Below are 24,820 nucleotides of genomic sequence, written 5' to 3'. Positions count from 1 at the left end.
CGTCATCGCGGGCGAGCCCGCTCCCACAGGGATTGTGCAAAATGGCTCACGCCCTCCCCCGGTTCGGAATTCACAATGAGCACCAACAGCACCACACAGCCCGCAACCGGCAGCGCCGAACCGCATTTTCTCGGCACACGCATTCGTGGCTTGCGCAAACGCCGGGGCATGACCCTGGCCGAACTGGCACAGCAAAGCGAACTCACCGCCGGTTATATCAGCCAACTGGAACGCAACCTCGCCTATCCATCGATCCCGGCGCTGTTCAACATCGCCCGCAGCCTGGGCGTGACCATCCAGTGGTTCTTCGCCAGCGAAGCCAACACCAATCCCGAAGACGACGGCGTGGTGGTGCGCAAGAACAGTCGCCTGAGCGTGCATTACGAGGATGGCATCGTCGATCAGTTGCTGACCCCAACCCCCAACCGTCAGCTGGAAATGCTCCACTCACGCTTCCCGCCCGGCACCTATAGCCAGCAAAGCTACAGCCATGAAGGCGAAGAAGCCGGTTACCTGTTGTCGGGCAGTTTCGAGTTGTGGGTGGGCGAGCGTTATTTCCAGCTCAACGAAGGCGACAGCTTCAGCTTCTCCAGCCAGGAACCGCACCGTTACGGCAACCCCGGCGAGGTGGATGCGGTGGTGATCTGGGTGATTACCCCGCCCACCTTCTAGCGCCGCCCGCGCGTCATCGGCTGAGCGCTGCTTGCGCGTTTCAGGGTGTCACTCGGCAACTCCTTGAACAGTGCGCGATAGCTGCTGGAAAACCGTCCCAAATGCCAGAATGACCAGTGCATCGCCACTTCGGCAACGGTGGTTTGCGTCGGTGTGCGGCTGAGCAGTTCACGGCGTGCGCTGTTGAGGCGGCGCAGGCGCAGCCATTGGGTTGGCGCCATGCCGGTATAGGTCTTGAACGCATGTTGCAACTGGCGCAGTGAAACCCCGGCGACCTGGGACAACTCCAGTAAATTCAGGTGTTCTTCGGGCGTGTCCGCCGCCCATTCCCCTACCCTTTTCATGATCGCCCGCTCGCCGGCCCGGCGTTGCAGCGCGCCTTGATCGAGACAGACACAGGCGTTGTCGAGGATGAACAGGCAGTCGTCCAGCAACTGCTGGGTCAGGGCTTCACGGCTCGGTGGATCGATAGTCTGCGACAACCGCGTCAACGTGCCGCTGAGCCAGCGACTGAACAGCGCATTCTGCTGCGAATTGAGCGGCGCCATGAACAGCCCTTCGAGTCGGGCGATATCCAGTTTGTGACGCTGGACAAACTCCGGGCCGAACACCACGGCGATTTCCTGGTAGTTCTCCGGGGTGATCCAGATGTTGCGGCTTTCGCCATTCAACACGTACAGCGCGTTGTCGCTGCGATCGAAACAGAACGCCAGCGAGCCCTGGGGTGCGCTGAAATTCTGCTCGACGCGAGTGTTCATCGACTCTTCGTAAATCTCCACGCCCTGCAAGTCCAGATAGCGCACCAACCCGGCGAAATGCCCCGGCGACATTTGTTGGTAATGCTGGACCCAACCCGGTGTGGCGCGGATTTGCTCGGCGACATCGGCGGTGTTGAAGGCTTGGACTTGTAGTGAATTGCACACTGTCTTAAAGGCTGTCATGGGACGATCTCGCGCACTCTTTTGGTGCGCTTTGTGATGCTTAAAGTGGATAGATGGAACCGCAAGGCTCGCCCAAGATAGTCGTCAACGCGCCACAGGGGAAGTCTCCCGAAGATGAAAACGGCCTTCTCCCGCGTTAACAAAACCAATAACGAGGTCTTTATGAATGCCCCTTTCGATCAGCTGTTCACATGGCTGAAAGATCACAAGATTACCGAAGTCGAGTGCGTCGTCAGCGACCTGACCGGCATTGCACGCGGCAAAATCGCACCCACCAACAAGTTCCTGCATGAGCGAGGCATGCGCCTGCCGGAAAGTGTGCTGTTGCAAACGGTAACCGGGGACTTTGTCGACGACGATATCTACTACGACCTGCTCGACCCGGCCGATATCGACATGGTGTGCAAGCCCGACGCCGATGCGGTGTATGTGGTGCCATGGGCCATCGAACCGACCGCCATTGTCATCCACGACACCTTCGACAAGTTCGGCAACCCCATCGAACTGTCGCCGCGCAACGTGCTGAAAAAAGTCCTGCAGCTGTACACCGATAAAGGCTGGAAGCCCATTGTGGCGCCGGAAATGGAGTTCTACCTGACCCAACGTTGCGAAGACCCGGACTTGCCGCTCAAGGCGCCGCTGGGCCGTTCGGGTCGTGCGGAAAGTGGTCGGCAGTCGTTCTCCATCGACGCGGCCAACGAATTCGACCCGCTGTTCGAAGACGTCTACGACTGGTGCGAACTGCAAGGCCTGGACCTCGATACACTGATCCACGAAGACGGCCCGGCGCAGATGGAAATCAACTTCCGGCACGGCGACGCGCTGGACCTGGCCGACCAGATCACCGTGTTCAAGCGCACCCTGCGTGAAGCGGCGCTCAAGCACAACGTCACCGCGACCTTCATGGCCAAGCCGATCGGCGACGAGCCCGGCAGCGCCATGCACATTCACCAGAGCGTGGTGGACATCGCCACCGGCAAGCCGATTTTTGCTGACGACAACGGCAACATGAGCGAACTGTTCCTGCACCACATCGGCGGCTTGCAGAAATACATCCCCAAAGTACTGCCGATGTTCGCGCCCAACGTGAACTCGTTCCGCCGCTTCCTGCCGGACACCTCGGCACCGGTCAACGTTGAATGGGGCGAAGAAAACCGCACCGTCGGCCTGCGCGTGCCGACCTCCAGCCCGGAGGCGATGCGCGTGGAAAACCGCTTGCCAGGGGCCGACGCCAACCCGTACCTGGCCATCGCCGCCAGCCTGTGGTGCGGTTACATCGGCATGGTCGAAGGCATCGAGCCAAGCGCTGCCGTGCAGGGCCGCGCCTATGAACGCCGCAACCTGCGCCTGCCGATCACCATCGAAGACGCCCTCACGCAGATGGAAGAGTGCGACGCCATCGGTCGCTACCTGGGCAGCAAGTTCGTGCGAGGCTACGTCGCGGTCAAACGCGCCGAGCACGAGAACTTCAAACGCGTGATCAGTTCGTGGGAGCGCGAGTTTCTGTTGCTGAGCGTCTGAGATTTGCTCTGTCCGTGATGGCCTCTTCGCGAGCAGGCTCGCTCCCACATTGGACCTGCGTGCATCGTAAATCCCCTGTGGGAGCGAGCCTGCTCGCGAAGGCGGCCGACTGCGCAACAGAGAATCACCTGAAAAAACCAATAATTCCAAGAGGTGTCGATATGCGTCTATTGAAATCCATGGCCCCGCTCGCCCTGGCAGCCCTGTGCAGCGCCGTTGCCCAGGCGCAGCCACAGGTCAGTGTCTACAACTGGACCGATTACATCGGCGAAACCACCCTCGCCGACTTTCAGGCCAAGACCGGGATCAAGGTGATCTACGACGTCTTCGATTCCAACGAAACCCTGGAAGGCAAACTGCTCGCCGGGCGTACCGGGTACGACGTGGTGGTGCCGTCCAACCACTTCCTGGCCCGCCAGGTAAAAGCCGGCGCGTTCCTGAAACTGGACCGCGCACAGCTACCGAATTTCAAGAACCTCGATCCGAAACTGTTAGCGTTGCTGGAGAAAAACGATCCCGGCAACGAGCACTCGGTGCCGTACCTGTGGGGCACCAACGGCATCGGCTACAACGTCGACAAGGTCAAGCAAGTGCTGGGCATCGACCACATCGATTCCTGGGCAGTGCTGTTCGAGCCGGAAAACATCAAAAAGCTCAGCCAGTGCGGCGTGTCGATCATGGACTCGGCGGATGAAGTGTTCCCGGCGGTACTCAACTACCTGGGCATGGACCCACGCAGCGAAAACCCCGAGGACTTCAAAAAGGCCGAAGCCAAGCTGCGGAGCATCCGTCCGTACGTCACCTACTTCCACTCCTCCAAGTACGTCTCGGACCTGGCCAACGGCGACATCTGCGTCGCGTTCGGTTACTCGGGGGATGTGTTCCAGGCCGCCAATCGGGCCAAGGAAGCCAAGAACAACGTGAACATCGCCTACGCGATTCCCAAGGAAGGCAGCAACCTGTGGTTCGACCTGCTGGCCATTCCCGCCGACGCCGGCAACCCGAAAGAGGCCCACGCGTTCATCAATTATCTGCTCGACCCGCAAGTGATCGCCAAGGTCAGCGCCTCGGTGGGCTACGCCAACCCGAATCCTGCCGCCAAGCAGTACATGGACGCTGAGCTGGTCAACAACCCCGAGGTTTACCCGCCCCAGGAAGTCCTCGACAAGCTCTACATCTCGACGACGCCGCCGCAGTCGATCATGCGTCTGATGACCCGTTCCTGGAGCAAAGTGAAGTCCAACCAATGAACCAGTACACCCAGGAACATACCCACTCTTACTACGCTGCATCGGCCCATGGCCTGGCGCCCTTCCCGACCCTGACCGAAGACCTGGTGGCCGATGTCTGCGTGATCGGCGGAGGTTTTACCGGCGTCAACACCGCGATCGAACTGGCCCAGCGCGGGCTCTCGGTGATCCTGCTCGAGGCCCGGCGGATCGGCTGGGGGGCAAGCGGGCGTAACGGCGGGCAACTGATTCGCGGCATCGGCCATGACGTCAGCGGATTTGCCCGCTATGTCGGCGCCGAAGGCGTGCGCTATATGGAGCGCGCGGGGGGCGAGTCAGTGGAGTTGGTGGGCCGACGCATCCGTGAAAACAACATTGATTGCGACTTGCGCTGGGGCTTCTGCGAACTGGCCAACACCCCGGCGCAATACGCCGGGCTGAAGGCCGAACACGCGCAGCTGATCGAGTCGGGTTATGCCCATGAAACCCGTTTGGTCGAACCCGGGCAGATCAGCCAACAGGTCGTGAACTCGGACCTGTATGCGGGTGGATTAATCGACATGGGCTCGGGTCACTTGCACCCATTGAACCTGGTACTCGGCGAAGCGCAGCTCGCGCAATCCCTGGGTGTGCGGATTTTCGAGCAGAGCCCGGTGCTGGAACTGGTCCATGGCAGCACGGTGCAGGTGCGCTGCGCCGCAGGCACGGTACGCGCCGGCAGCCTGGTCCTGGGCTGTAATGCGCACCTGGAAGAACTCGAACCGAAACTCAGCGGCAAGGTGCTGCCGGCGGGCAGCTACATCATCGCCACCGAACCCTTGTCGCCGGAGCTCGCTGCGCAGTTGATCCCGCATAACCTGGCGCTGTGCGACCAGAAAGTCGGCCTGGATTACTACCGACTCTCGGCGGACCGGCGCCTGCTGTTCGGTGGTGCCTGCCATTATTCCGGACGCGATCCACGGGACATCGCCGCGTATATGCGCCCGCAGATGCTCAAGGTATTCCCGCAACTGGCCGCTGTGCGCATCGACTATCAATGGGGCGGCAAGATCGGCATCACCGCCAATCGTTTCCCGCAGGTCGGGCGCCTGGGCCAGCACCCCAACGTGTACTACGCCCAGGGCTATTCCGGCCATGGCCTGAACGTGACGCACTGGTGCGCAAAGTTGCTGGGCGAAGCCATCCATGCCGGACACAGCCAGGGTTTCGACGTGTTCAGCGCCGTGCCGCACATGACCTTCCCCGGCGGCCGCGCCCTGCGCTCGCCACTCCTGGCCCTCGGCATGCTCTGGTACCGCATGCGCGAAGTGCTTGGCTGAAAAATCAGATCGTTCCTCCTGTGGGAGCGAGCCTGCTCGCGAAGACGGTTTATACCGCGGCAAATCCATTGTCTGACACACCGCCTTCGCGAGCAGGCTCGCTCCCACAGGTTTTTGCGCCACATGTGCGGTCCTTCGTTGTGCCTTTCGATTTGCTCAATTGCGAGTCACTTCTATATTGAGGGGGTGCTCATCAATTCCTGCCTTCTGTCGAGCCCGGCCCATGGCGACGAGTGACCCACTGATCATCTGCGAGCACTGCGACTGCGTGTATGAAAAAGTCACGCTCGCCAAACATCAGAAGACCTTGTGCATACGCTGCGGCGGCGTGCTTCAGCGCTATAACGGTCTGACGGTGGAGCAGCGGCTGGCATTGACCTTCACCGCCCTGATGCTGTGGATCTTCGCCAATTTCTACCCGGTCATGAGCATCAGCCTCAAAGGCTTGAGGAACAGCGCGACGCTGTGGGATTCAGTGTTGGCCCTCAGTCTTGGGCCGATCACGTTCATCGCGATGGTGGCGGCGATCGCCATGATCATCGCGCCGATTTTCCAGTTGGCGCTGCTGATCTGGGTCCTGAGCTTCGCCCTCACCCACCGGCGTTCGCCGGGGTTCAAATTCTGCATGCGCTGGCTGGAAACCCTCAGGCCCTGGAGCATGCTCGAAGTCTGCCTGCTGGGGGCGATGGTCGCCGTGATCAAACTCGCCGGCTTACTGGATGTGTTGCCCGGCATCGGCCTGTTTGCCCTGGCCATCCTCAGCCTGATGATGATCCGCGTCGCCGGCCGCGACATCCGCGATCTGTGGGATATCCCATGACAACGCCTCCGGTCGCCAGCGATCTCAACCTGTGCCTGTGCCACACCTGTGGACTGGCCTGTGACATGACCCATGACCCCCACGAGTGCGAGCGCTGTGGCGCCCCCCTGCACCGGCGCAAGACAAACTCGTTGTCCCGAACCTGGGCCTACATGCTCGCCGCCCTGGTGTTTTACATCCCGGCCAATCTGTTACCGGTGATGAACACCAAAATGGTCGGCAGTGGAGCCGACAGCACGATCATGAGCGGCGTGCTGGAGTTCTGGCAGCACGGTGCCTGGGACATTGCCCTGATCATTTTCATCGCCAGCATCGCGGTACCGGGCGTCAAGTTCGTCGCCCTGACGCTGCTGCTGGTCACGGTGCAACGCAATAGCCGATGGGCATGCAAGGAACGGTCAAAGATGTACCGCTTCGTCGAAGTCATCGGCTACTGGTCGATGCTCGACGTGATCGTGGTCGCCCTGGTGGCCTCGCTGGTGAAGTTTCAAGCCCTGGCCGACATCGAGCCGCGTCCGGGCATTCTGTTCTTTGGCCTGGTGGTGGTGTTCACCATGCTGTCGGCGATGAGTTTCGACCCGCGGCTGATCTGGGACGCCAAGGGCGAAAATCCACATTTTGAGGAGGTCAAGGATGAAGCAACAAGCCACTGAAGGGCCGCAAGCCCCTGGCCAGGCGCCCATCAAGACCCGCCGTTTCAGCGTGTCGCTGGTGTGGATCGTGCCGATCGTCGCGGTGCTGGTGGGGATTTCCCTGGTGGTTCACAGCATCATGCAGGAAGGGCCGACCATCACCGTGACCTTCAAGACCGGCGACGGCCTGACGGCCAACAAGACCCAGGTCAAATACCGCAACGTCGTCATCGGCCAGGTCACGGACGTGGAACTGAGCAATGACCAGAAAAGTGTCAACGCCACCGTCAAACTGGCCAAACAGGCCGAAAGCTTCACCCGCGAAGACTCGCAGTTCTGGGTGGTGCGCCCGCGCATCGGCGCTGGTGGTGTATCGGGTATCGATACCCTGTTGTCCGGCGACTACATCGGCGCCGACATCGGCCAGGCCAATACCCGCAAGAAAAACTTCAGAGGCCTGGAAAATCCGCCGCCGATCACTTACGGCGAGCCGGGCAAGCGCTTCACGCTGCACACCCAGGATCTCGGCTCTCTGGATATCGGATCGCCAGTCTACTTTCGCAAGATTCAAGTCGGCCAGGTCGTGGCCTACGCGCTGGATCCTGACGGCAAAGGGGTCAACATCGAGCTGTTCATCCATTCGCCCAACGATGCCTATGTCACCGAGAACACCCGCTTCTGGAATGCCAGCGGTATCGACGTGAACGTCGGCGCCAACGGTTTTGCGGTCAAGACCGAGTCCCTGTCTTCGATCCTGGTAGGGGGCATTGCCTTTCGCGCACCGGAATACAGTCCCAACGATAAACCGGCCCCGGAAGAGTATGCCTACGAACTGTTCGAGGACCAGCAAACCGCCCTCGCCCCGCCCAACGGCAAGCCGCAATTCCTGGCCTTGCGTTTCGAACAGGCGCTGCGCGGGCTCAGGGTTGATGCGCCGGTGGAGTTCCTCGGCGTGGAAATCGGCAAAGTGGTGTCGGTCAACCTGGACTTCGACGCGAAAAAACGCAGTTTCCCGGTCAACGTCGGCATCGTGATTTACCCGCAGCGCCTGGGACAGGCCCACACCAAGATGCTCAAGGCGTTGAATCATGACCCCAACGATGAAGCCGCGAGCGTACGGCTGATGGGGACGTTCATCGAGAATGGCCTGCGCGGTCAGGCCCGAACCGGCAATCTGCTGACCGGCCAGCTGTACATCGCCCTGGACTTCTACCCCAAGGCGGAGAAAGTCGCCTTTGATCCGAGCGTTCGCCCGGTCAGCATTCCGACGGTGCCCGGCAGTCTCGAACAGCTGCAGGAAAAACTCGAAGCGATGGTCAACAAGATCAATCAGCTGCCCATCGAGCGGATTGCCGGCAACCTCGACAGCAACCTCGTGGAACTGCGCAAAGGGTTGGGCCAGTTCAACGCCAAGACCCTGCCGAGTGTGCAAACCACCCTGATAGATGTCAGCAAGACCCTGCAATCGGCCAATACGACGCTGCAATCGGCCAACTCGACCCTGGCCGACGATTCGCCGCAACGGGAAAAACTGGGGGAGACGCTGGACGAGCTTGGACGCACATCGCGCTCCTTGCGAGACCTCGCGGACTACCTGGGCCGGCACCCGGAATCGTTGATTCGCGGCCGGCCCAAGAATGCCGCGCCCATTGATCTGCAAGGGCCGCCAAGCAAATGACCACAGGAGCATCTTTCATGGGTTTTGCGCTGAAGATTACATTGATCGCTGTGCTGTCATTGCTCGCCGCTTGTCGCAGCGACCCGATTCAGTTCCACACCTTGACCCCGGCCCAGCTGAGCGGCAATTCAAGGTCCACCGCGGAGATCCAGATCGAGAGTCTGATGGTGCCGCCGCAGGTCGATCGCCCGCAGATTGTCGTGCGTCAGGGCAACACCGGCATGGCCATCCTCGAAACCGACTGGTGGGGCGCCAGCCTGGTGGATGAATTGCGCGCCGCCCTGCTTGATCAGATGGTCAATAGCAATCCCCAGCGCAGAATCTCGGTGCGAGTCGATGTACAGCGGTTCGATTCGATTCCCGGTCAATACGGGTTGATCGATGTGAAGTGGCGCCTGCGCAACGGCGAGGACACCCTGCTGCCTTGCCGCAGCACGTTGCAAACGCCTTCCGGACCGTCCATCGACGAGTTGGTGGCGGCGCAGCAGAACAACGTCAGACGCCTGGCGGCGCTGATCAGCCAGGCGGCGAGCAATACACAAAAAGGCTGCCCGTCCGCCAATGCCAGCCAGTAACACAATGCATCACTGTGGGAGCCATTCCCCCTGTGGGAGCGAGCCTGCTCGCGAAAAACTCAAGCACGCCGCGTTTATCCAGGATGCTCGCGTCATCGTTAACGACCTTCGCGAGCAGGCTCGCTCCCACAAGGTTTCATCGGTGGTTTACCTCCACAAACATGCAAATGATTCCTATTGATCTACAATAATCGACGTTGTCCCCGTCGAATCTGCTTGCTCGAAACCAAAAAACCAGGAGCTGCCTTAGCATGATTTCCCGAATCCCGTCTTTCCTGAAACAAGCCCTGCTGACCACCGCGCTGATGAGCGCCGGCCACGTGTATGCCGCCGAAGGCGTCGGCATTGTGGTGTACAACGCGCAGCACGAAGGCCTGACCAAGGCCTGGGTTGAAGGATTCACTCAGGACACCGGTATTCCGGTCACCTTGCGCAACGGCGATGACACCGAAATGGGCAACCAGATCGTGCAGGAAGGCGCCGCCTCGCCAGCCGATGTGTTCCTGACCGAAAACTCCCCGGCCATGGTCCTGGTGGACAACGCCGGCCTGTTTGCACCGGTCGACCAGGCCACCCTGGAGCAAGTCGATGCCGCCTACCGTCCGGCCCACGGCAAATGGGTGGGGATCGCCGCACGTTCCACGGTGTTCGTCTATAACCCGAGCAAACTGCCTGAAACCCAATTGCCAAAATCGATCATGGACCTTGCCGACCCGAGCTGGAAAGGTCGCTGGGGCGCGTCGCCGGGCGGTGCCGACTTCCAGGCCATCGTCGCGGCGATTCTCGAACAGAAAGGCGAAGCCGCGACCCTCGACTGGCTCAAGGCGATGAAAACCAACTTCACCGCTTATCGCGGCAACAGCTCGGTACTCAAGGCGGTCAATGCCGGGCAGATCGACAGCGGCGTGATCTACCACTATTACAGCTTCGTCGATCAGTCCAAGACCGGCGAAAACAGCAAGAACACCGCCCTGCACTATTTCAAGCACAAGGACCCGGGAGCGTTTGTCAGCATCTCCGGCGGCGGTGTCCTGGCGTCCAGCAAACACAAGGAACAAGCCCAGGCGTTCCTGAAGTGGATCACCGGCAAGGACGGCCAGGCCATCCTCAAGGACGGCAAATCGTTTGAATATGCCGTGGGCAAGAACGCTCAATCCAACCCTAAACTGGTGCCTTTGCAGCAGCTCGACGCGCCAACCGTCGATGCTTCGAAACTCGACAGCAAAAAAGCCGTGGAGCTGATGACTCAGGCCGGACTGCTTTAATTGATACCTGAAACCCTGCCGGCGGGTGTCGCCCAAACCGCACCCGCCAATCTGCGTCGACGGTCACGCGGCCTGTTCGCGAGCCGTGGTGGCGCGTGGGTGGTGGGTTTGTCGGTGCTGATTTCGTTGCTGGCGCTGCTGCCCATTGCGTTCGTCATCGGCGTGTACCTGCAAACCGGTTGGTCCGCCCTGGTGCCGCTGGTGTTCCGTCCGCGGGTCGGCGAATTGCTGGTCAATACCGTATTGCTGGTGGTCATCACGGTGCCATTGTGCATCGCACTTGGCGTGACGCTGGCGTGGCTGACCGAACGCACCCATCTACCGGGCCGCCGCTGGTGGTCGTTGCTGGCGACCGCGCCGCTGGCGGTACCGGCGTTCGTGCACAGCTATGCCTGGGTCAGTCTGGTCCCTCCGATTCATGGGTTGTTTGCCGGTGTACTGGTTTCGGTGATCGCCTATTTCCCGTTTCTTTACCTGCCGGTTGCCGCCACGTTGCGCCGTCTCGATCCGGCCATCGAAGACGTCGCCGAATCCCTGGGGCTCAGGCCTTGGGCGGTGTTTTTCCGCGTGGTGTTGCCGCAATTGCGCCTGGCCATCTGCGGCGGTGCCTTGCTGGTCGGCCTGCACCTGCTGGCCGAATACGGGCTGTACGCGATGATCCGTTTCGACACCTTCACCACGGCGATCTTCGATCAGTTCAAATCCACCTTCAACGGCGCCGCCGCCAACCTGCTGGCCGGTGTATTGGCGCTTTGCTGCCTGGCGATGCTGACCGTCGAATCCGCTGCCCGTGGCAATGCGCGCTACGCCCGCGTCGGCTCCGGCAGTGCCCGGGAACAACGGATTGTCTGTCTGAAGGCCCCGGCAACGGTACTCGCGCTGGCCTTGCAAATCGTCACCTGCGCCCTGGCGCTGGGCGTGCCCTTGATAACCTTGGGCAAATGGTTGATTGCCGGCGGCTTGCAAGTCTGGGACTTGAGCGAACTGCTGCCGGCACTGGAACAGACCCTGCTGTTCGGCGTGGCGGGCGCGCTCCTGACCACCTGCGCCGCCATCCCGATCGCCTGGTTGTCGATTCGTTCGCCCGGCCGGCTGCAACGGGTGCTGGAAAGCTGCAACTACATCACCAGTTCCTTGCCGGGAATCGTCGTCGCCCTGGCCCTGGTCACCGTGACCATCCATTTTGCCCGGCCGATCTACCAGACCACGATCACCGTGCTGCTGGCGTACCTGCTGATGTTCCTGCCCCGTGCGCTGGTGAGTCTGCGTGCCGGTATCGCCCAGGCGCCCGTGGAACTGGAAAACATGGCCCGCAGCCTGGGTCGTTCGCCAGCCCGGGCGTTGTGGCTGATCACCCTGCGCCTGGCCGCGCCGGGCGCAGCCGCAGGCGCCGCGCTGGTGTTCCTGGCGATCACCAATGAACTGACCGCCACCCTGCTGCTCGCACCCAACGGCACGCGGACACTGGCCACCGGATTCTGGGCCTTGACCAGCGAAATCGATTACGCGGCGGCGGCGCCCTATGCCCTGCTGATGATTATGCTGTCGCTTCCGTTGACCGGAATTCTTTATCACCAATCCAAAAAAACGGCTGGCCGATGAACGCTCTTGAATTGCATTCGCTCAGTAAATCCTACGGTGCACACAAAGCCCTGGAAAACGTCAGCCTGTCGGTGCCCGCCGGCAGTCGTACGGTAATTGTCGGGCCTTCGGGATCGGGCAAGACCACCTTGCTGCGGATGATCGCCGGCTTCGAGTTTCCCGATGCCGGGCGGCTGTCGCTCAATGGCCAGACCCTGGTCGACAGCACCCACGAGGTGCCTGCGCATCAGCGCTTGATCGGTTATGTGCCCCAGGACGGCGCGCTGTTCCCGCACATGACGGTGGCGGCCAACATCGGTTTCGGCCTCGCGACCAAAGGCAGCGAAAAGCAGGAACGTGTCGCGGAGTTGATGGACAGCGTGGCCCTTGATTCGAACATGGCCGAGCGCTGGCCCCATGAACTGTCCGGCGGCCAACAGCAACGGGTGGCCCTGGCGCGCGCCCTGGCCCAGCAACCGCGGCTGATGCTGCTGGACGAGCCGTTTTCGGCGCTCGACACCGGCCTGCGCGCCAGCATGCGCAAACTGGTGGCTCGCTTGTTGGCGGAAGCTGGGGTCACCACCATTCTGGTCACCCATGACCAGAGCGAGGCGCTGTCCTTCGCCGATCAACTGGCGGTGATGCGCCATGGCCGGCTGGTGCAATCCGGGCATCCGCTGGACCTTTACCGCTATCCCGACGATGTCCAGACCGCACTGTTTCTCGGTGACGCGGTGGTCATGCCGGCCCGCATCGAGGCAGGCTGGGCGCACTGCGATCTGGGGCGGATACCGGTCAACAACCACCGCAACAACAGCGCGGCGCAGATCATGTTGCGACCCGAGCAACTGCAACTGGCCAGCGTCATGCCGCATACCGCGGAAGTCGTGGGCTGCCGCGCCGTGGTGACCGAACGGGATTTCAGCGGCAACACCTGTACCCTGACCGTGGAATTGCAGTCTTCGGCCTCCGGCGAGCAGTCGGGACGATCACTGCTGGTGCGCAGCTCCGGCATGTACGCGCCCCCGGCCGGCAGCGCCGTTCATGTCTCCACCATCGGCCATGCCCACGTCCTGAGCGAGCCCTGAACCCATTCCCCTGTGGGAGCGGTGTCGTGGTCAGCGTATGTGCCGACTGATGATCCCCTGTGGGAGCGAGCCTGCTCGCGAAGAGGCCGGTACATCCGCCGGATTTCCTGTACCTGAAAGGCCGCCTTCGCGAGCAGGCTCGCTCCCACAGGTGTACACGATCAAAGATCGAAGCGATCCACCGCCCGGCGCCGTTCGTTGTCGTCGCGCACGTCGTAGTTGGCGGTGGTCTGGATGTTGCTGTGGTGGGCGAGTTTCTGTGCGATCGACAGATCGTGTTCTTCGATCACCCGGGTGATGAACGAACGACGGAAATCATGGGGCATGATTTTCACCCCCACCTGCGCCCCGCGCTGGCGGGCAATGTAGTAGATCGCGTGTTTGGTGATGCGCTCGCGGGTGATGTGGCTGCCGCGGCGAATGCGGTTGAACAGGAAGCTATCGTCCGCTTCACCTTCCTTGAGCTGTGAACGGCGCAACTCCAGCCAGGCATCGAGTTTGGCGAAGGCCCAGGCCGGGGCGTATTTGATCAGTTGCTTGTTGCCCTTGGCCGTGACCTGCAAGCTACGCTCGGTGAAGTCCACCTGGTTGAGGTCGAGGTTCACCGATTCCGACTTGCGCATCCCCGAGCCGTACAGAATTCCGATGATCGCCGCATCCCGCAGACCCTGGGGCCGTGGATCGGCGGCGCAGACTTCCATCAGTTCCTGGATCAACGTGCGTCGCAGATTGCGCCCCTGGGACAGCCGGGTGCCGGCAATGCGCTTGACCGAGCGCATTTTCAGCAAGTGCTCCTGACTGATCAGGCTCATGCGCCACGCTTCGTTCATCACCCCGCGCACTGCATTGACGTACAGCGACGAGGTATTGGGCGCGTAACCGTCGGTGCGCAAGGTGGCCACCAGCGCAATCACATCCTCGGGTTGCAGCTCATGCCAGGGAATTTCCTCGATATTCACGTCTTCGAAGCCCAGGCGGTCGGCGGCGTCCTGCAATACGTAGCGCATGGTCAGTTGGCTGGACGGCGCCAGTCGCGCCAGGTACAGGGTCAGCGGGTTGGGTCGGGGGGTGGTTGCAGCAACAGCGGGTAAGTCAGTCAAACGAAACAGCCTTGAATGAAAAAAGTACAGAAGTGGGCAAAACGGCAGGCCGTTACGCTGCCGCTCCAGACCGGGAAAGTCAATTGTCGAGCAGTCCAGGACGTCGACTTGCCGATAGATGAACTGAAACATGGCGCTGTTAATCCTGATCCTAAGTGGATCAGGACAGGAATGCCCCATGAAAATCAGCGTGTTTGGCAGCGGTTATGTGGGTCTGGTTCAAGCAGCGGTTCTGGCTGAAGTCGGCCATGACGTGGTGTGCATGGACATTGACCCGAAAAAAGTCGAACTGTTGCAACAGGGCCACGTGAGCATTTTCGAACCGGGACTGGCCAGCCTGGTGCGTGAGGGCCTGGACGCCAGACGCCTGCAGTTCACCACCGACGAAAAACTCGCCGTGCAGCATGGCCAAGTGCTGTTCATCGCGGTTGGCACGCCGTCCCGGGACGACGGCTCGGCGGATTTGCGTTACGTGCTGGCGGTGGGTGAAGCCGTGGCGCGGCACCGTGAACAACCGGTGATCCTCGTGGAGAAGTCCACGGTGCCGGTGGGCACCGGCGATACCTTGCGCGCGCACATCGACAAATGCCTGATCAAGGTCGGACGCTTGCTGCAGTGCGATATCGTCTCCAACCCCGAGTTTCTCAAGGAAGGCTCGGCCGTGGCCGATTGCCGGCGCCCGGACCGTATCGTCATCGGCTGCGAGCGCGATGAGGTACGCGAGGTGATGCGCGACCTGTACGCGCCGTTCAACCGCAACCATGACCGCATCTTGTTCATGGACCTGCGCAGCGCCGAGCTGACCAAGTACGCCGCCAACTGCATGCTGGCGACCAAGATCAGCTTCATCAACCAGATGGCCGAACTGGCCGAACACCTGGGAGCCGACATCGAATCGGTGCGCCTGGGCATCGGCGCCGATTCGCGCATCGGCTACCACTTCATCTACCCCGGCTGCGGCTACGGCGGTTCGTGCTTCCCCAAGGACATGCGCGCCCTGATCCACAGCGCCGAACAAGCCCATTGCTCCAGCGACCTGCTGCAAGCGGTGGAAGCCATCAACCAGCGGCAGAAGCACAAACTGTTCGAGCGCATCAAGGCCTTCTACCAGGGCGACTTGCGCGGCAAGACCTTTGCCTTATGGGGGCTGGCGTTCAAACCCAACACCGACGACATGCGCGATGCGCCGAGCCGGGTGCTGCTCGAAGCACTGTGGGCCGCGGGAGCGAATGTGCGGGCATTCGATCCCGAAGCCATGCAGGAGACCCAGCGACTGTACCCCGATGAAGCGAAGCTGATGCTCATGGGCACGCCGGAGTCGGTGTTGAATGGCGCCGACGCGCTGATCATCTGCACCGAATGGCAGCCATTCAAGGCCCCGGATTTCGAGCTGATCCGCCAACGACTCAATGCCCCGGTGATCTTCGACGGTCGCAATCTCTACGACACCGAACGCCTGGCTCGCGCCGGTTTCACGTACTTCCCGATGGGGCGTGGCGAGTCGCGCAAGTTGCCGATTGCGTTGCAGAGTTGGCCTGCTGTTTCGGTGGCTTGAAAAATATTGTTTTGCAACTAACGACAGTAAGTCGTGCACAAAAAACTGTGGGAGCGAGCCTGCTCGCGAAGAGGGGGGGGTCAGACAACCTGTTTGTCGACTGACACACCGCTTTCGCGAGCAGGCTCGCTCCCACAGTTTGATTGCATCAAGCCATTAGATTGTGGCTTTAAGGTCGACACCCAACGCCTGGGCAAACGCCTTCACCAACGGACTGCGCACGGTGTTGTGCCGCAGGATCAGATTGAACGGCGTGTCGATATGGATCAGCTCTGGACACAGCGCACGAAACTGCCCCTGCGCCACCCAATTAGCCGCGTAATGCTGTGGCAGAAAACCCACGAAACGCCCGGTCCTGATCAGCAGCGCCACGGCTTCCACCTGGGTTGCGGAAGCGGAAAAACTGTCGTAGTGGGCAAAGTTGAGCTTGTCGCGATGGATCGCGTAGCGGTGGTTGATGCACTCGTAATCCTTGAGCATGTTGCTGCTCATCTGATCCGCCGGCCTCTCGAACAACGGGTGGCCTACGGCGCAATAAACCTCGGAGCGTTCCTCGTACAACGGGTAGTAATCGAACTCTTCCCTCCGTTGATAAACCGGCACGATACCGGCCACCAATCGCCCCTCGACAACGCCGCGTTCAACCTCATCCAGTTGCGATGCCTGGAGTTGAAACCTTACTTTAGGTGACTGCTCGTTTATTACTCTAAGCGCAGCAACTAACGGTGATTGCGGATCGGAAATCGTATTATCAATAACCCCCACGCCAAGATCGCCGATAAGTTCATTCTGCGCTGAACTAAGCCGGTCACGAAAGTTGTCAACCGAGGCAAATAAGTCAATCGACGCCTGGTACACCAGACGCCCTTCTTCGGTCAGGTGAAACCCTTCCCGACCTCGGGTGCACAGACGCATGCCAATGCGGATTTCCAGGTCGGAGATCTGTTTGCTGATGGCTGCCAGGCCCACATTCAGTTCGTTTTGCGCCGCGCTGAAACCACCCGCTTCGACCACCGCCTTGAACACCTTGAGCAATTTGAAATCCAGCCCGCTCAGGGCCAGCGGTGCCCGTTGCAGCGTTTTCGGCGGCGGGTTTCCGGAATTGGAAAGTGGGGTTTCCATAATGCTTATTTACCTCTGGCGCCCGATTCAACAACCTGTGTCCAACAACAAAAACATAGCTGGCCTAATAATAATGAACACAGAAAACCAGACTTGGCAACCACACAGAAATTCCGAACTTCAGTGCCAAAACACTGATTTCGAAGCATTAAAAGCTGACACTTCGATCAGCTCTCGCCCTTTTGCAACTGCGCTAGTCCCCTGCCCCTGATTTTTATCTGACCTGACGACGCCCTGATGGGTATTTCAGGCCTGACATAACGATTTCGTTCGCATTACCGACGAGGAAAACAACCATGTCTCAAGCCACCGACCGTCTCTGGGGTGCTCGCTTCAAAAGCGGTCCGTCCGAAGCCCTGGCCGCGCTGTCCCGTTGTCCCGAGCGCTATTTCCGCCTCACCCCGTACGACCTCGCCGGCTCCAAGGCCCACGCCCGGGAATTGCAGCGCGCCGGGCTTCTGAACGAACAGGAAACCCGGACCATGCTCGGTGCGCTGGAGCAGATCGGCGCTGACTTCCGTGCCGGCAGCATCGCGCCGACCCTGGACGACGAAGACGTCCACACCTTCATCGAGCGTCTGTTGACCGAACGTCTCGGCGCCCTGGGCGGCAAGCTGCGCGCCGGTCGTTCGCGCAATGACCAGACCGCCAACGACCTGCGTCTGTTCCTGCGCGATCACGTACGCACCCTGACCGTCGAAGTGCTGGCCTTGCAGCAGGCGCTGGTCAATCAGGCCGAACAACACGTCGAAAGCATCTGCCCCGGCTTCACCCATTTGCAGCAGGCGCAGCCTATCGTGTTCGCCCATCACCTGCTGGCCCACGCGCAATCGATGCTGCGTGACGTGCAACGCCTGGTGGACTGGGACGCACGCACCTCGCTGTCGCCACTGGGCGCGGCAGCCATGGCCGGCTCGGCCATCGCCCGCCTGCCACAACAGTCGGCCAGGGAAATGGGCTACAGCGGCGTGTGCGAAAACTCCATCGACGCCGTGGCCAGCCGTGATCACGTCGCCGAATTCCTGTTTATCGCCAGCATGCTCGGGATCAACATCTCACGCCTGGCTGAAGAGTTCTGCCTGTGGTCGTCGCGGCAGTTTCGCTGGGTCGCGCTGGACGATGCCTACGCCACCGGCAGCTCGATCATGCCGCAGAAGAAAAACCCGGACATTGCCGAACTGGCGCGAGGCAAGGCTGGCCGTTTGATCGGCAACCTGACCGGCCTGCTCTCCACGCTCAAATCCCTGCCGCTGTCCTACAACCGCGACTTGAGCGAAGACAAGCACGGCGTGCTCGACAGCGTCGACACGCTGCTGTTGGTGCTGCCGGCCATGGCCGGGATGGTGGCGACCATGACAGTCAACGTCGAAGAGTTGCGTCGCCAGGCCCCGCTGGGTTTCACCCTCGCCACTGAAGTGGCCGACTGGCTGGCGGTGCGCGGCGTGCCGTTCAAGGAAGCCCACGAAATCACCGGTGCGCTGGTCAAGGCCTGCGAGAAACACGACATCGAGTTGTGGGAAGCCTCGCCGGCGTTGCTGGCCGAAATCGATCCGCGCCTGACGCCTGAAGTGCGTGACAGCCTGACCCTGGAAGCTGCCATCGCCGCCCGCAGCGGCTGGGGCGGCACCGCGCCGCAGCAGGTACGCGAGCAGATCGGCCGGCTGAAAACCGCCCTCGCTGCCCAGCAAGCCTGGACCGAGGACTATCAGGGCTTCCGCCTCTGACACGCACACATACCACCTGTGGGAGCGAGCCTGCTCGCGAAGAGGTCATCACATTCAACATCAATGCTGACTGACCCACCGCCTTCGCGAGCAGGCTCGCTCCCACAGGGACTGCGGTGGATTTGAAAGAACAGTGTACGGAGAAACAACCATGAGCCAGACACAGGCAGAACGACTCCAGGCGGAGCGCAAACTGGCGGAAAACCAGTTTGACATAACCCAGTACCAACACGTGCCACGGCGCTACTACGGGCGGATCTTCTTCGCCACGGTGATCGTCATTGCCATTCTGGGCCTGGTGCGCGCCTTCGCCGAAGGCAAGATCGAATGGTCGTACATCGGCCAGTTCCTCACCTCCCAGGCGATCATGTGGGGTTTGCTCAACACCATCGTCATGGCAGTGCTGGCGATGGCCCTGGGCATCGTGTTCGGGGTGATCACGGCGATCATGCGCATGTCGGCCAACCCGATCCTGCGCTACGTGGCGCTGACCTACACCTGGCTGTTCCGCGGTACGCCGCTGATCCTGCAGTTGCTGTTGTGGTTCAACCTGGCGTTGATCTTCCCCACCATCGGCATCCCCGGGCTCTTCGAATTCGACACCGTGAGCCTGATGACGCCGTTCGTGGCGGCCCTGCTCGGCTTGAGCATCAACCAGGGCGCCTACACCGCCGAAGTGGTGCGTGCCGGCCTGCTTTCGGTGGACACCGGGCAATACGAAGCCGCCAAGTCGATCGGCATGCCGCGCCTGCAAGCGCTACGCCGGATCATCCTGCCCCAGGCCATGCGGATCATCATTCCGCCGGTGGGCAACGAGTTCATCGGCATGGTGAAAATGACCTCGCTGGCGAGCGTCATCCAGTACTCGGAACTGCTCTACAACGCCCAGAACATCTACTACGCCAACGCCCGCGTGATGGAACTGCTGATCGTCGCCGGTATCTGGTACCTGGCCACCGTCACCGTGCTGTCCTTCGGTCAAAGCCGCCTGGAGCGTCGTTTCGCTCGCGGCGCCGGCAAGCGTTCCTGAGGAGACCGACATGAGAAGCATCGTCAAGGCCGTGAGCCTTAACAAATACTACGACCATTTCCACGCGCTCAAGGACATCAACATCGAAGTCGAGCAAGGCGAAGTGCTGTGCATCATCGGCCCGTCCGGCTCGGGCAAGAGCACCTTGCTGCGCTGCGTGAATCAGCTGGAAAAAATCGACAAGGGTGGTCTGTGGGTCGATGGCGAGTTGGTGGGTTACCGCATCGTCGGCAACAAACTGCACGAACTCAACGAGACGCAGATCGCCCGCCAGCGCCTGTCCACCGGCATGGTGTTCCAGCGCTTCAACCTGTTCCCGCACATGACTGTGCTGCAAAACATCATCGAAGGGCCGTGCCAGGTGCTCAAGCGTTCGCCCAAGGAGGCGCACGAAGAAGCCGTGGAACTGCTCGCCCGCGTCGGCCTGGCCGACAAGCGCAACAGCTACCCGATCGAACTCTCGGGTGGCCAGCAGCAACGGGTGGCGATTGCCCGCGCCCTGGCCATGCGGCCCAAGCTGATGCTGTTCGATGAACCCACTTCGGCACTCGACCCGGAACTGGTCGGTGAGGTGCTGTCGGTGATGCGCGACCTGGCGCAGACCGGCATGACCATGATCGTCGTCACCCATGAACTGGGCTTCGCTCGCGAAGTCTCCAACCGCATGGTGTTCATGGACGGCGGGCAGATCGTGGAGGCAGGAAGCCCCGAAGAAATACTAATAAGTCCGCAAAACCCACGCACCCAAAGCTTCATTTCTGCCGTTCGAACCTAAACGCCGACTGGCGTAACAACACACATAAGAGAACGACCATGAAGAACTTCGTTATCCCAGCAGTACTCGCAGGCCTGATGGCTTCCAGCGTTACCTTCGCCGCCGACTTGCCGGCCAGCATCAAGGATAAGGGCGAGATCGTCGTTGCGATCATGCCGAACTACCCGCCGATGGATTTCAAGGACCCGGCCACCAACACCCTCACCGGTGTCGACGTTGACCTGGGCAACGCCCTGGCCGAACGCCTGGGCGTGAAAATCAAGTGGCAGGAAACCGGTTTCGAACAAATGATCAACGCCCTGACCACAGACCGAGTGGACATGGTGCTGTCGGGCATGACCGACACCAAGGAGCGTCAGGCCAGCGTGACCTTCGTCGACTACTTCACCAGCGGCCCGCAGTTCTACACCCTGCAGAAGAACAAGGACACCAACGAAATCACCGACCTGTGCGGCAAGAAAGTCGGCACCAGCCGCCGTACCACCTTCCCGGCGGAAATCGCCGAGTGGAGCAAGGCCAACTGTGAAGCCGCCGGCAAACCGGCGATCAATGTGATCGGCACCGAAGGCTCGGCCGATGCCCGGGCGCAACTGCGCCAGAGCCGCATCGACGCGGCCATGCAAGGCAGCGAAACCCTGCCGTACCTGAAAACCCAGGAAAAGGACATGTACAAGACCGTCGGCCTGCCGATCTCCTCGCAGTTCACCGGCCTGGGCGTGAGCAAGAAAAAGCCTGAATTGAGCGAAGCGGTGAAAGTCGCGTTGCAGAGCATGATCGACGATGGCAGCTACCAGGCAATCCTGAAGAAATGGGATCTGGAACTGGGGGCGATCAAGACCGTGACCATCAACGCCGGGAAATAGGCCCAGTGGGTTGACGCAAACCTGTGGGAGCTGGCTTGCCAGCGATGGCGGACTGTCAGGCCACATTGATGGTGGCTATGCCGGCCTCATCGCGGGCAAGCCCGCTCCCACAGGGTCCGGTGTTTATTTATAGAGAGTTGGAGTACCACCGATGTCCTCCTCACCCCAACCCACCTGGCCCGACCGGCACAAAGGCTGCCTGGCCCTGGCCTTCGATCTCGACGGCCCGACCGGCGATGCCATGCTCAATGGCTCGATCTGGCGCAAACCCGAGTACTTCGGTTTCGGCGGCTACGGCCCGTACCGGGCATTGCCGCGGATTCTCGACCTGCTCGACGAGTTCCGTCTGCCGACGACGTTCTTCGTCCCGGCCTGGGTCGTGGAGAACTGGCCGAAACAGTGCCAGGCGATTGTCGAGCGCGGGCATGAGGTGGCGTATCACGGCTACAAACACGAATCCTTTTACGCCCTGACGCTGGAACAGCAGAAGGACGTGATGAAACGGTCCCGCGAGGTGTTCTGGAAGCACCTGAACATCCGCGCCGAAGGCTTTCGCACACCGTCCGGCGACTGGCACGCGCAAACCCCGGCGATGCTGGTCGAGGCCGGCGTGACCTACTCCAGCAGCATGCGCGGCGATGACCGTCCGTACCTGGTGAATGTACCGGGCCACGCCACGCCGCTGGTGGAAATCCCCGGGCGCTGGGAAATGGACGACTACGCCTCCCTCGCCTACACCCGGGCGCCGGACTTCCCTTCCGGGCTGGACCGTACCGCCAGCTACGCGCTGACCCTCGACAACTGGTGCCGCGAATACGACGGCGCCATGGATGAAGGGCTGTGCCTGACGACCCTGTTCCACCCCAAGATCACCGGCAAACCAGGGCGCATCCTGTTGCTGGAAAAAATCTTCGAACACATGCGTCAACGCGACGACGTCTGGTTCGCCACCTGCCGCGACGTCGCCCAGTGGTGGCTCAAGGAGCATCACCATGGCTGAGTCCACTGTCTGGCCCAAGGGTTATCGCTGCGCAGTAGTACTGACCGTCGATTACAACGACATCCACGGCATCCTCACCCAGGCCCCGGAAGTCGCCGGGCGCGACAAAACCCTGTCGGTGTGGCGTTACGGCACGCAGCGCGGGGTCGAGCGCTTGTTGGGTCTGTTCAATGAACTTGGCGTCGCCAGCAGCTGGTTTGTCCCCGGCGTCGTCGCCGAGGAAAACCCCGAACACCTTCGCGCAATCCAGGCCGGCGGCCATGAGATCGCCTGCGCCGGGTATCGCCATCAGAACTACGACCACCTCGACCTGGCCGAACAGAGCGCCGACATCGCCAAGGGCTGCGAAACCTTGGCGGCACTGACCGGCCAGCGTCCCACGGGGTTCCGTATCCCCGCCGGCAACGGTGCGCCGGGCTTTATCGAAGCGTTGAGAGATCAGGGTATTCGCTGGTCATCGTCATGGCGCGGCGATGACCTGCCGTTCGCGCACCCGACTTCGCCTGAGGTGATCGAGTTGCCGCTGCACTATGAACTGGAAGACGAACCCTACTTCGCCTTCAACCTCAGTCCTGCCGTGCCACCGGCGCAATCGCGGATCGCGTCCTACAGCCACACCCTGGGCAATCTGCAAATGGACTTCGCCGGGTTTCATCGCTTCGGCCTGTGCTACGTGCTGCGCCTGCACCCGGAAATCATTGCAACGCCGGGGCGGATCGGGGTGTTGCGGGAGTTGCTTGAGGGGATTGTGCAGCACGATGACGTGTGGGTCGCCACGGGTGCCGAAGTCGCCCGATGGTGGGCTGAATCGGCGGCACCGGTGACCCAGGATCATCCGGCGTCGGTGTACGAACGTCATTACCGGGACTACATCGTATGACTGAACGGATGCAGCGACTGGCGCAATTTTGCGTCGAAACGACGTTTGACGATTTGCCACCGGCGCTAGTGGAGCAAGCCAGGCGCCACATCCTCGACACCTTCGGCGCGTCCCTGGCCGGGGCTGACAGCGACATCGCAAAGCAAGCGCGTCAGGTGTTCGGCGGTGAGCCTGGCAATACGTTGGTCTGGGGCACGGACTTGCGGGTCGGCGCGACTCAGGCCGCCATGCTCAACGGCATCGCCGCCCATGCCCTGGAACTGGACGACACTGGAGGCTGCGACCATTCCGGCGCCGTGGTCTTGCCCGCCGTGATGGCGGCGGTGTCGATGTCCGGGCAAGCGGTGACCGGCCGCGAGTTCATCACGGCGGTGGTGATCGGTTACGACATCGGGCGCCGGGTGCTCGAAGCCTGCGGTGGCTACTCGGCGCATAACGGCGCCGGTTGGCACTCCACGGCAACCTGTGGCGTGTTCGGCGCGGCCGCCGCCAGTGCGCGCATTCTCGGCCTGGATGCGCGGCAAACCCTGTCGGCACTGGGCATCGCCGGCAGCTTCAGTGGCGGTTTGTGGACGTTTATTCACGACGGCTCGCAAAGCAAAAAACTGCACAGCGGCCGCGCCGCCGAAGGTGGCTTGCTGGCAGCGCGATTTGCCCAACAGGGGACCAGCGGTCCGTCGCAGTTGTTCGAGGATGTCTGGGGCGGTTTCCTCAAGACCCTGGCCGGTGACACTGCACAACCCCAGGCGCTGGACGCAGACCTGGGCGTCGTGTGGAAACTCGCCCGCTGCTCGATCAAACCCTACGCCTCCTGCCGCGGCACCCATTCGGCCATCGATGCCTTGGGTTTGCTGTTGGAGCAGCTGCAGGTGCAGGTCGATCAGGTCGAAGACGTGCAGGTGAGATTGTGCGGATTCCTGCGGGACATGTGCGGCGGTCACGACGTCGACACCCTGGCGGCGGCGCAGATGAGCCTGCCCTATGCGCTGGCTGCGCGGCTGGTGCATGGTCATTGCCGGTTGCAGGCCTACGACGATGAACTGCGCCACGATCCACGGGTGACACAGTGGATGTCGCGCATTCACCTTGAAGTGGACCCGCAACTGTCAGAGGATGGCGAGCCCGTGGTGACGCTGCGGACCGTGGACGGTCGGCAGGCGAGCCTGTGTGTTGAAGTGCCGTTGGGTGCGCCGGGCAATCCTCTGAGTGAGGGGGCGCTGGAGGATAAATTTTTCAGTTTGGCCGAGCGGGTGATGTCGCGGGGGCAGGCTGAAGCATTGCTCGGGCAATTGTGGCGGCTGGAAGAGCTGGAATCGGTGGGAGTGCTTGAGCGGTGGCTGACCTGATGTATGCGCTGTCTGGTCTGGCCTCATCGCGGGCAAGCCCGCTCCCACAGGGTATTGCGGACATCCGCCTCCATTGTGGGAGCGGGCTCGCCCGCGATGGCAGC

Annotated in this window: 22 protein-coding genes; 19 read left to right on the top strand and 3 right to left on the bottom strand. The window is 61.3% G+C overall.

The genetic code is table 11. The features are described from left to right. Positions 1 to 75 precede the first annotated feature (75 nt). On the top strand, positions 76 to 672 hold the full coding sequence (locus CKW21_RS15540) for a cupin domain-containing protein (RefSeq protein ID WP_095194823.1): 597 nt from the start codon (positions 76 to 78) through the stop codon (positions 670 to 672). Here the strand turns inward: CKW21_RS15540 and CKW21_RS15535 are convergent. Beyond that, entirely contained in the window at positions 669 to 1,613 is a 945-nt protein-coding gene (locus tag CKW21_RS15535; protein WP_095194822.1) for a helix-turn-helix domain-containing protein, read from the bottom strand. The genes CKW21_RS15540 and CKW21_RS15535 overlap by 4 nt on opposite strands. A gap of 162 nt (positions 1,614 to 1,775) precedes the next feature. Here CKW21_RS15535 and CKW21_RS15530 point away from each other — a divergent pair, with 162 nt between their 5' ends. The 10 genes from CKW21_RS15530 (at position 1,776) to CKW21_RS15485 (ending at position 13,321) form a co-directional block, all read left to right on the top strand. After that, positions 1,776 to 3,134, top strand: coding sequence for a glutamine synthetase family protein (locus tag CKW21_RS15530; protein WP_095194821.1), 1,359 nt, complete (start codon positions 1,776 to 1,778; stop codon positions 3,132 to 3,134). A 161-nt stretch (positions 3,135 to 3,295) separates the two neighbouring features. Then, the gene (locus CKW21_RS15525; protein ID WP_095194820.1) at positions 3,296 to 4,384 is read left to right on the top strand and encodes a polyamine ABC transporter substrate-binding protein; all 1,089 of its coding nucleotides are present in this window, start codon (positions 3,296 to 3,298) and stop codon (positions 4,382 to 4,384) included. Further along, positions 4,381 to 5,682, top strand: coding sequence for an FAD-binding oxidoreductase (locus CKW21_RS15520; protein ID WP_095194819.1), 1,302 nt, complete (start codon positions 4,381 to 4,383; stop codon positions 5,680 to 5,682). The genes CKW21_RS15525 and CKW21_RS15520 overlap by 4 nt, the downstream gene beginning before the upstream one ends. A 223-nt stretch (positions 5,683 to 5,905) precedes the next feature. After that, entirely contained in the window at positions 5,906 to 6,502 is a 597-nt protein-coding gene (locus CKW21_RS15515) for a paraquat-inducible protein A (RefSeq protein ID WP_095194818.1), read from the top strand. Further along, positions 6,499 to 7,155 (top strand): paraquat-inducible protein A, encoded by a 657-nt coding sequence (locus CKW21_RS15510; RefSeq protein WP_095194817.1) that lies wholly within the window; start codon positions 6,499 to 6,501, stop codon positions 7,153 to 7,155. Before CKW21_RS15515 ends, CKW21_RS15510 begins: the two co-directional genes overlap by 4 nt. Beyond that, positions 7,136 to 8,812 carry an intermembrane transport protein PqiB gene (locus CKW21_RS15505; protein WP_095194816.1) on the top strand — a complete coding sequence of 559 codons (1,677 nt, stop codon included), beginning with the start codon at positions 7,136 to 7,138 and terminating at the stop codon, positions 8,810 to 8,812. The genes CKW21_RS15510 and CKW21_RS15505 overlap by 20 nt, the downstream gene beginning before the upstream one ends. 17 nt (positions 8,813 to 8,829) lie before the next feature. Then, positions 8,830 to 9,387 carry a membrane integrity-associated transporter subunit PqiC gene (locus CKW21_RS15500; RefSeq protein WP_095194815.1) on the top strand — a complete coding sequence of 186 codons (558 nt, stop codon included), beginning with the start codon at positions 8,830 to 8,832 and terminating at the stop codon, positions 9,385 to 9,387. Between the two features lie 251 nt (positions 9,388 to 9,638). After that, positions 9,639 to 10,652: an iron ABC transporter substrate-binding protein gene (locus CKW21_RS15495; protein WP_095194814.1), complete on the top strand. Its 1,014-nt coding sequence runs from the start codon at positions 9,639 to 9,641 to the stop codon at positions 10,650 to 10,652. A gap of 3 nt (positions 10,653 to 10,655) precedes the next feature. After that, positions 10,656 to 12,254: an iron ABC transporter permease gene (locus tag CKW21_RS15490; RefSeq protein ID WP_095194902.1), complete on the top strand. Its 1,599-nt coding sequence runs from the start codon at positions 10,656 to 10,658 to the stop codon at positions 12,252 to 12,254. Then, entirely contained in the window at positions 12,251 to 13,321 is a 1,071-nt protein-coding gene (locus CKW21_RS15485) for an ABC transporter ATP-binding protein (RefSeq protein WP_095194813.1), read from the top strand. Before CKW21_RS15490 ends, CKW21_RS15485 begins: the two co-directional genes overlap by 4 nt. Positions 13,322 to 13,482: 161 nt before the next feature. Here the strand turns inward: CKW21_RS15485 and xerC are convergent, their stop codons facing one another. After that, positions 13,483 to 14,553 carry a tyrosine recombinase XerC gene (xerC, locus tag CKW21_RS15480; protein WP_371917525.1) on the bottom strand — a complete coding sequence of 357 codons (1,071 nt, stop codon included), beginning with the start codon at positions 14,551 to 14,553 and terminating at the stop codon, positions 13,483 to 13,485. Between the two features lie 46 nt (positions 14,554 to 14,599). Here xerC and CKW21_RS15475 point away from each other — a divergent pair, with 46 nt between their 5' ends. Further along, complete coding sequence (locus CKW21_RS15475) at positions 14,600 to 15,976, top strand: UDP-glucose/GDP-mannose dehydrogenase family protein (protein ID WP_095194812.1); 1,377 nt, start codon at positions 14,600 to 14,602, stop codon at positions 15,974 to 15,976. A 156-nt stretch (positions 15,977 to 16,132) separates the two neighbouring features. Here CKW21_RS15475 and CKW21_RS15470 read toward each other — a convergent pair whose 3' ends face one another. Further along, positions 16,133 to 17,098: a LysR family transcriptional regulator gene (locus CKW21_RS15470; protein ID WP_095194811.1), complete on the bottom strand. Its 966-nt coding sequence runs from the start codon at positions 17,096 to 17,098 to the stop codon at positions 16,133 to 16,135. A 296-nt stretch (positions 17,099 to 17,394) separates the two neighbouring features. On the opposite strand from CKW21_RS15470, the gene argH reads away from it, so the two are divergent. From argH to CKW21_RS15435, 7 genes are all read left to right on the top strand, one after another. Then, on the top strand, positions 17,395 to 18,822 hold the full coding sequence (gene argH / locus CKW21_RS15465) for an argininosuccinate lyase (RefSeq protein WP_095194810.1): 1,428 nt from the start codon (positions 17,395 to 17,397) through the stop codon (positions 18,820 to 18,822). Positions 18,823 to 18,973: 151 nt separating this feature from the next. Further along, positions 18,974 to 19,852 (top strand): amino acid ABC transporter permease, encoded by an 879-nt coding sequence (locus CKW21_RS15460; protein ID WP_095194809.1) that lies wholly within the window; start codon positions 18,974 to 18,976, stop codon positions 19,850 to 19,852. Positions 19,853 to 19,862: 10 nt separating this feature from the next. Next, the gene (locus tag CKW21_RS15455) at positions 19,863 to 20,627 is read left to right on the top strand and encodes an amino acid ABC transporter ATP-binding protein (RefSeq protein ID WP_095194808.1); all 765 of its coding nucleotides are present in this window, start codon (positions 19,863 to 19,865) and stop codon (positions 20,625 to 20,627) included. 38 nt (positions 20,628 to 20,665) lie between these two features. Beyond that, entirely contained in the window at positions 20,666 to 21,490 is an 825-nt protein-coding gene (locus tag CKW21_RS15450; RefSeq protein ID WP_095194807.1) for an ABC transporter substrate-binding protein, read from the top strand. 151 nt (positions 21,491 to 21,641) lie between these two features. After that, the gene (locus CKW21_RS15445; protein ID WP_095194806.1) at positions 21,642 to 22,490 is read left to right on the top strand and encodes a polysaccharide deacetylase; all 849 of its coding nucleotides are present in this window, start codon (positions 21,642 to 21,644) and stop codon (positions 22,488 to 22,490) included. Further along, positions 22,483 to 23,370: a polysaccharide deacetylase gene (locus CKW21_RS15440; protein ID WP_095194805.1), complete on the top strand. Its 888-nt coding sequence runs from the start codon at positions 22,483 to 22,485 to the stop codon at positions 23,368 to 23,370. The genes CKW21_RS15445 and CKW21_RS15440 overlap by 8 nt, the downstream gene beginning before the upstream one ends. Continuing rightward, on the top strand, positions 23,367 to 24,716 hold the full coding sequence (locus tag CKW21_RS15435; protein WP_095194804.1) for an MmgE/PrpD family protein: 1,350 nt from the start codon (positions 23,367 to 23,369) through the stop codon (positions 24,714 to 24,716). The genes CKW21_RS15440 and CKW21_RS15435 overlap by 4 nt, the downstream gene beginning before the upstream one ends. Positions 24,717 to 24,820 lie beyond the last annotated feature (104 nt).

The sequence above is a fragment of the Pseudomonas sp. Irchel 3A7 genome, assembly GCF_900187565.1.
GTDB lineage: Bacteria > Pseudomonadota > Gammaproteobacteria > Pseudomonadales > Pseudomonadaceae > Aquipseudomonas.
This window is presented reverse-complemented; position numbering and strand designations above follow the sequence as displayed.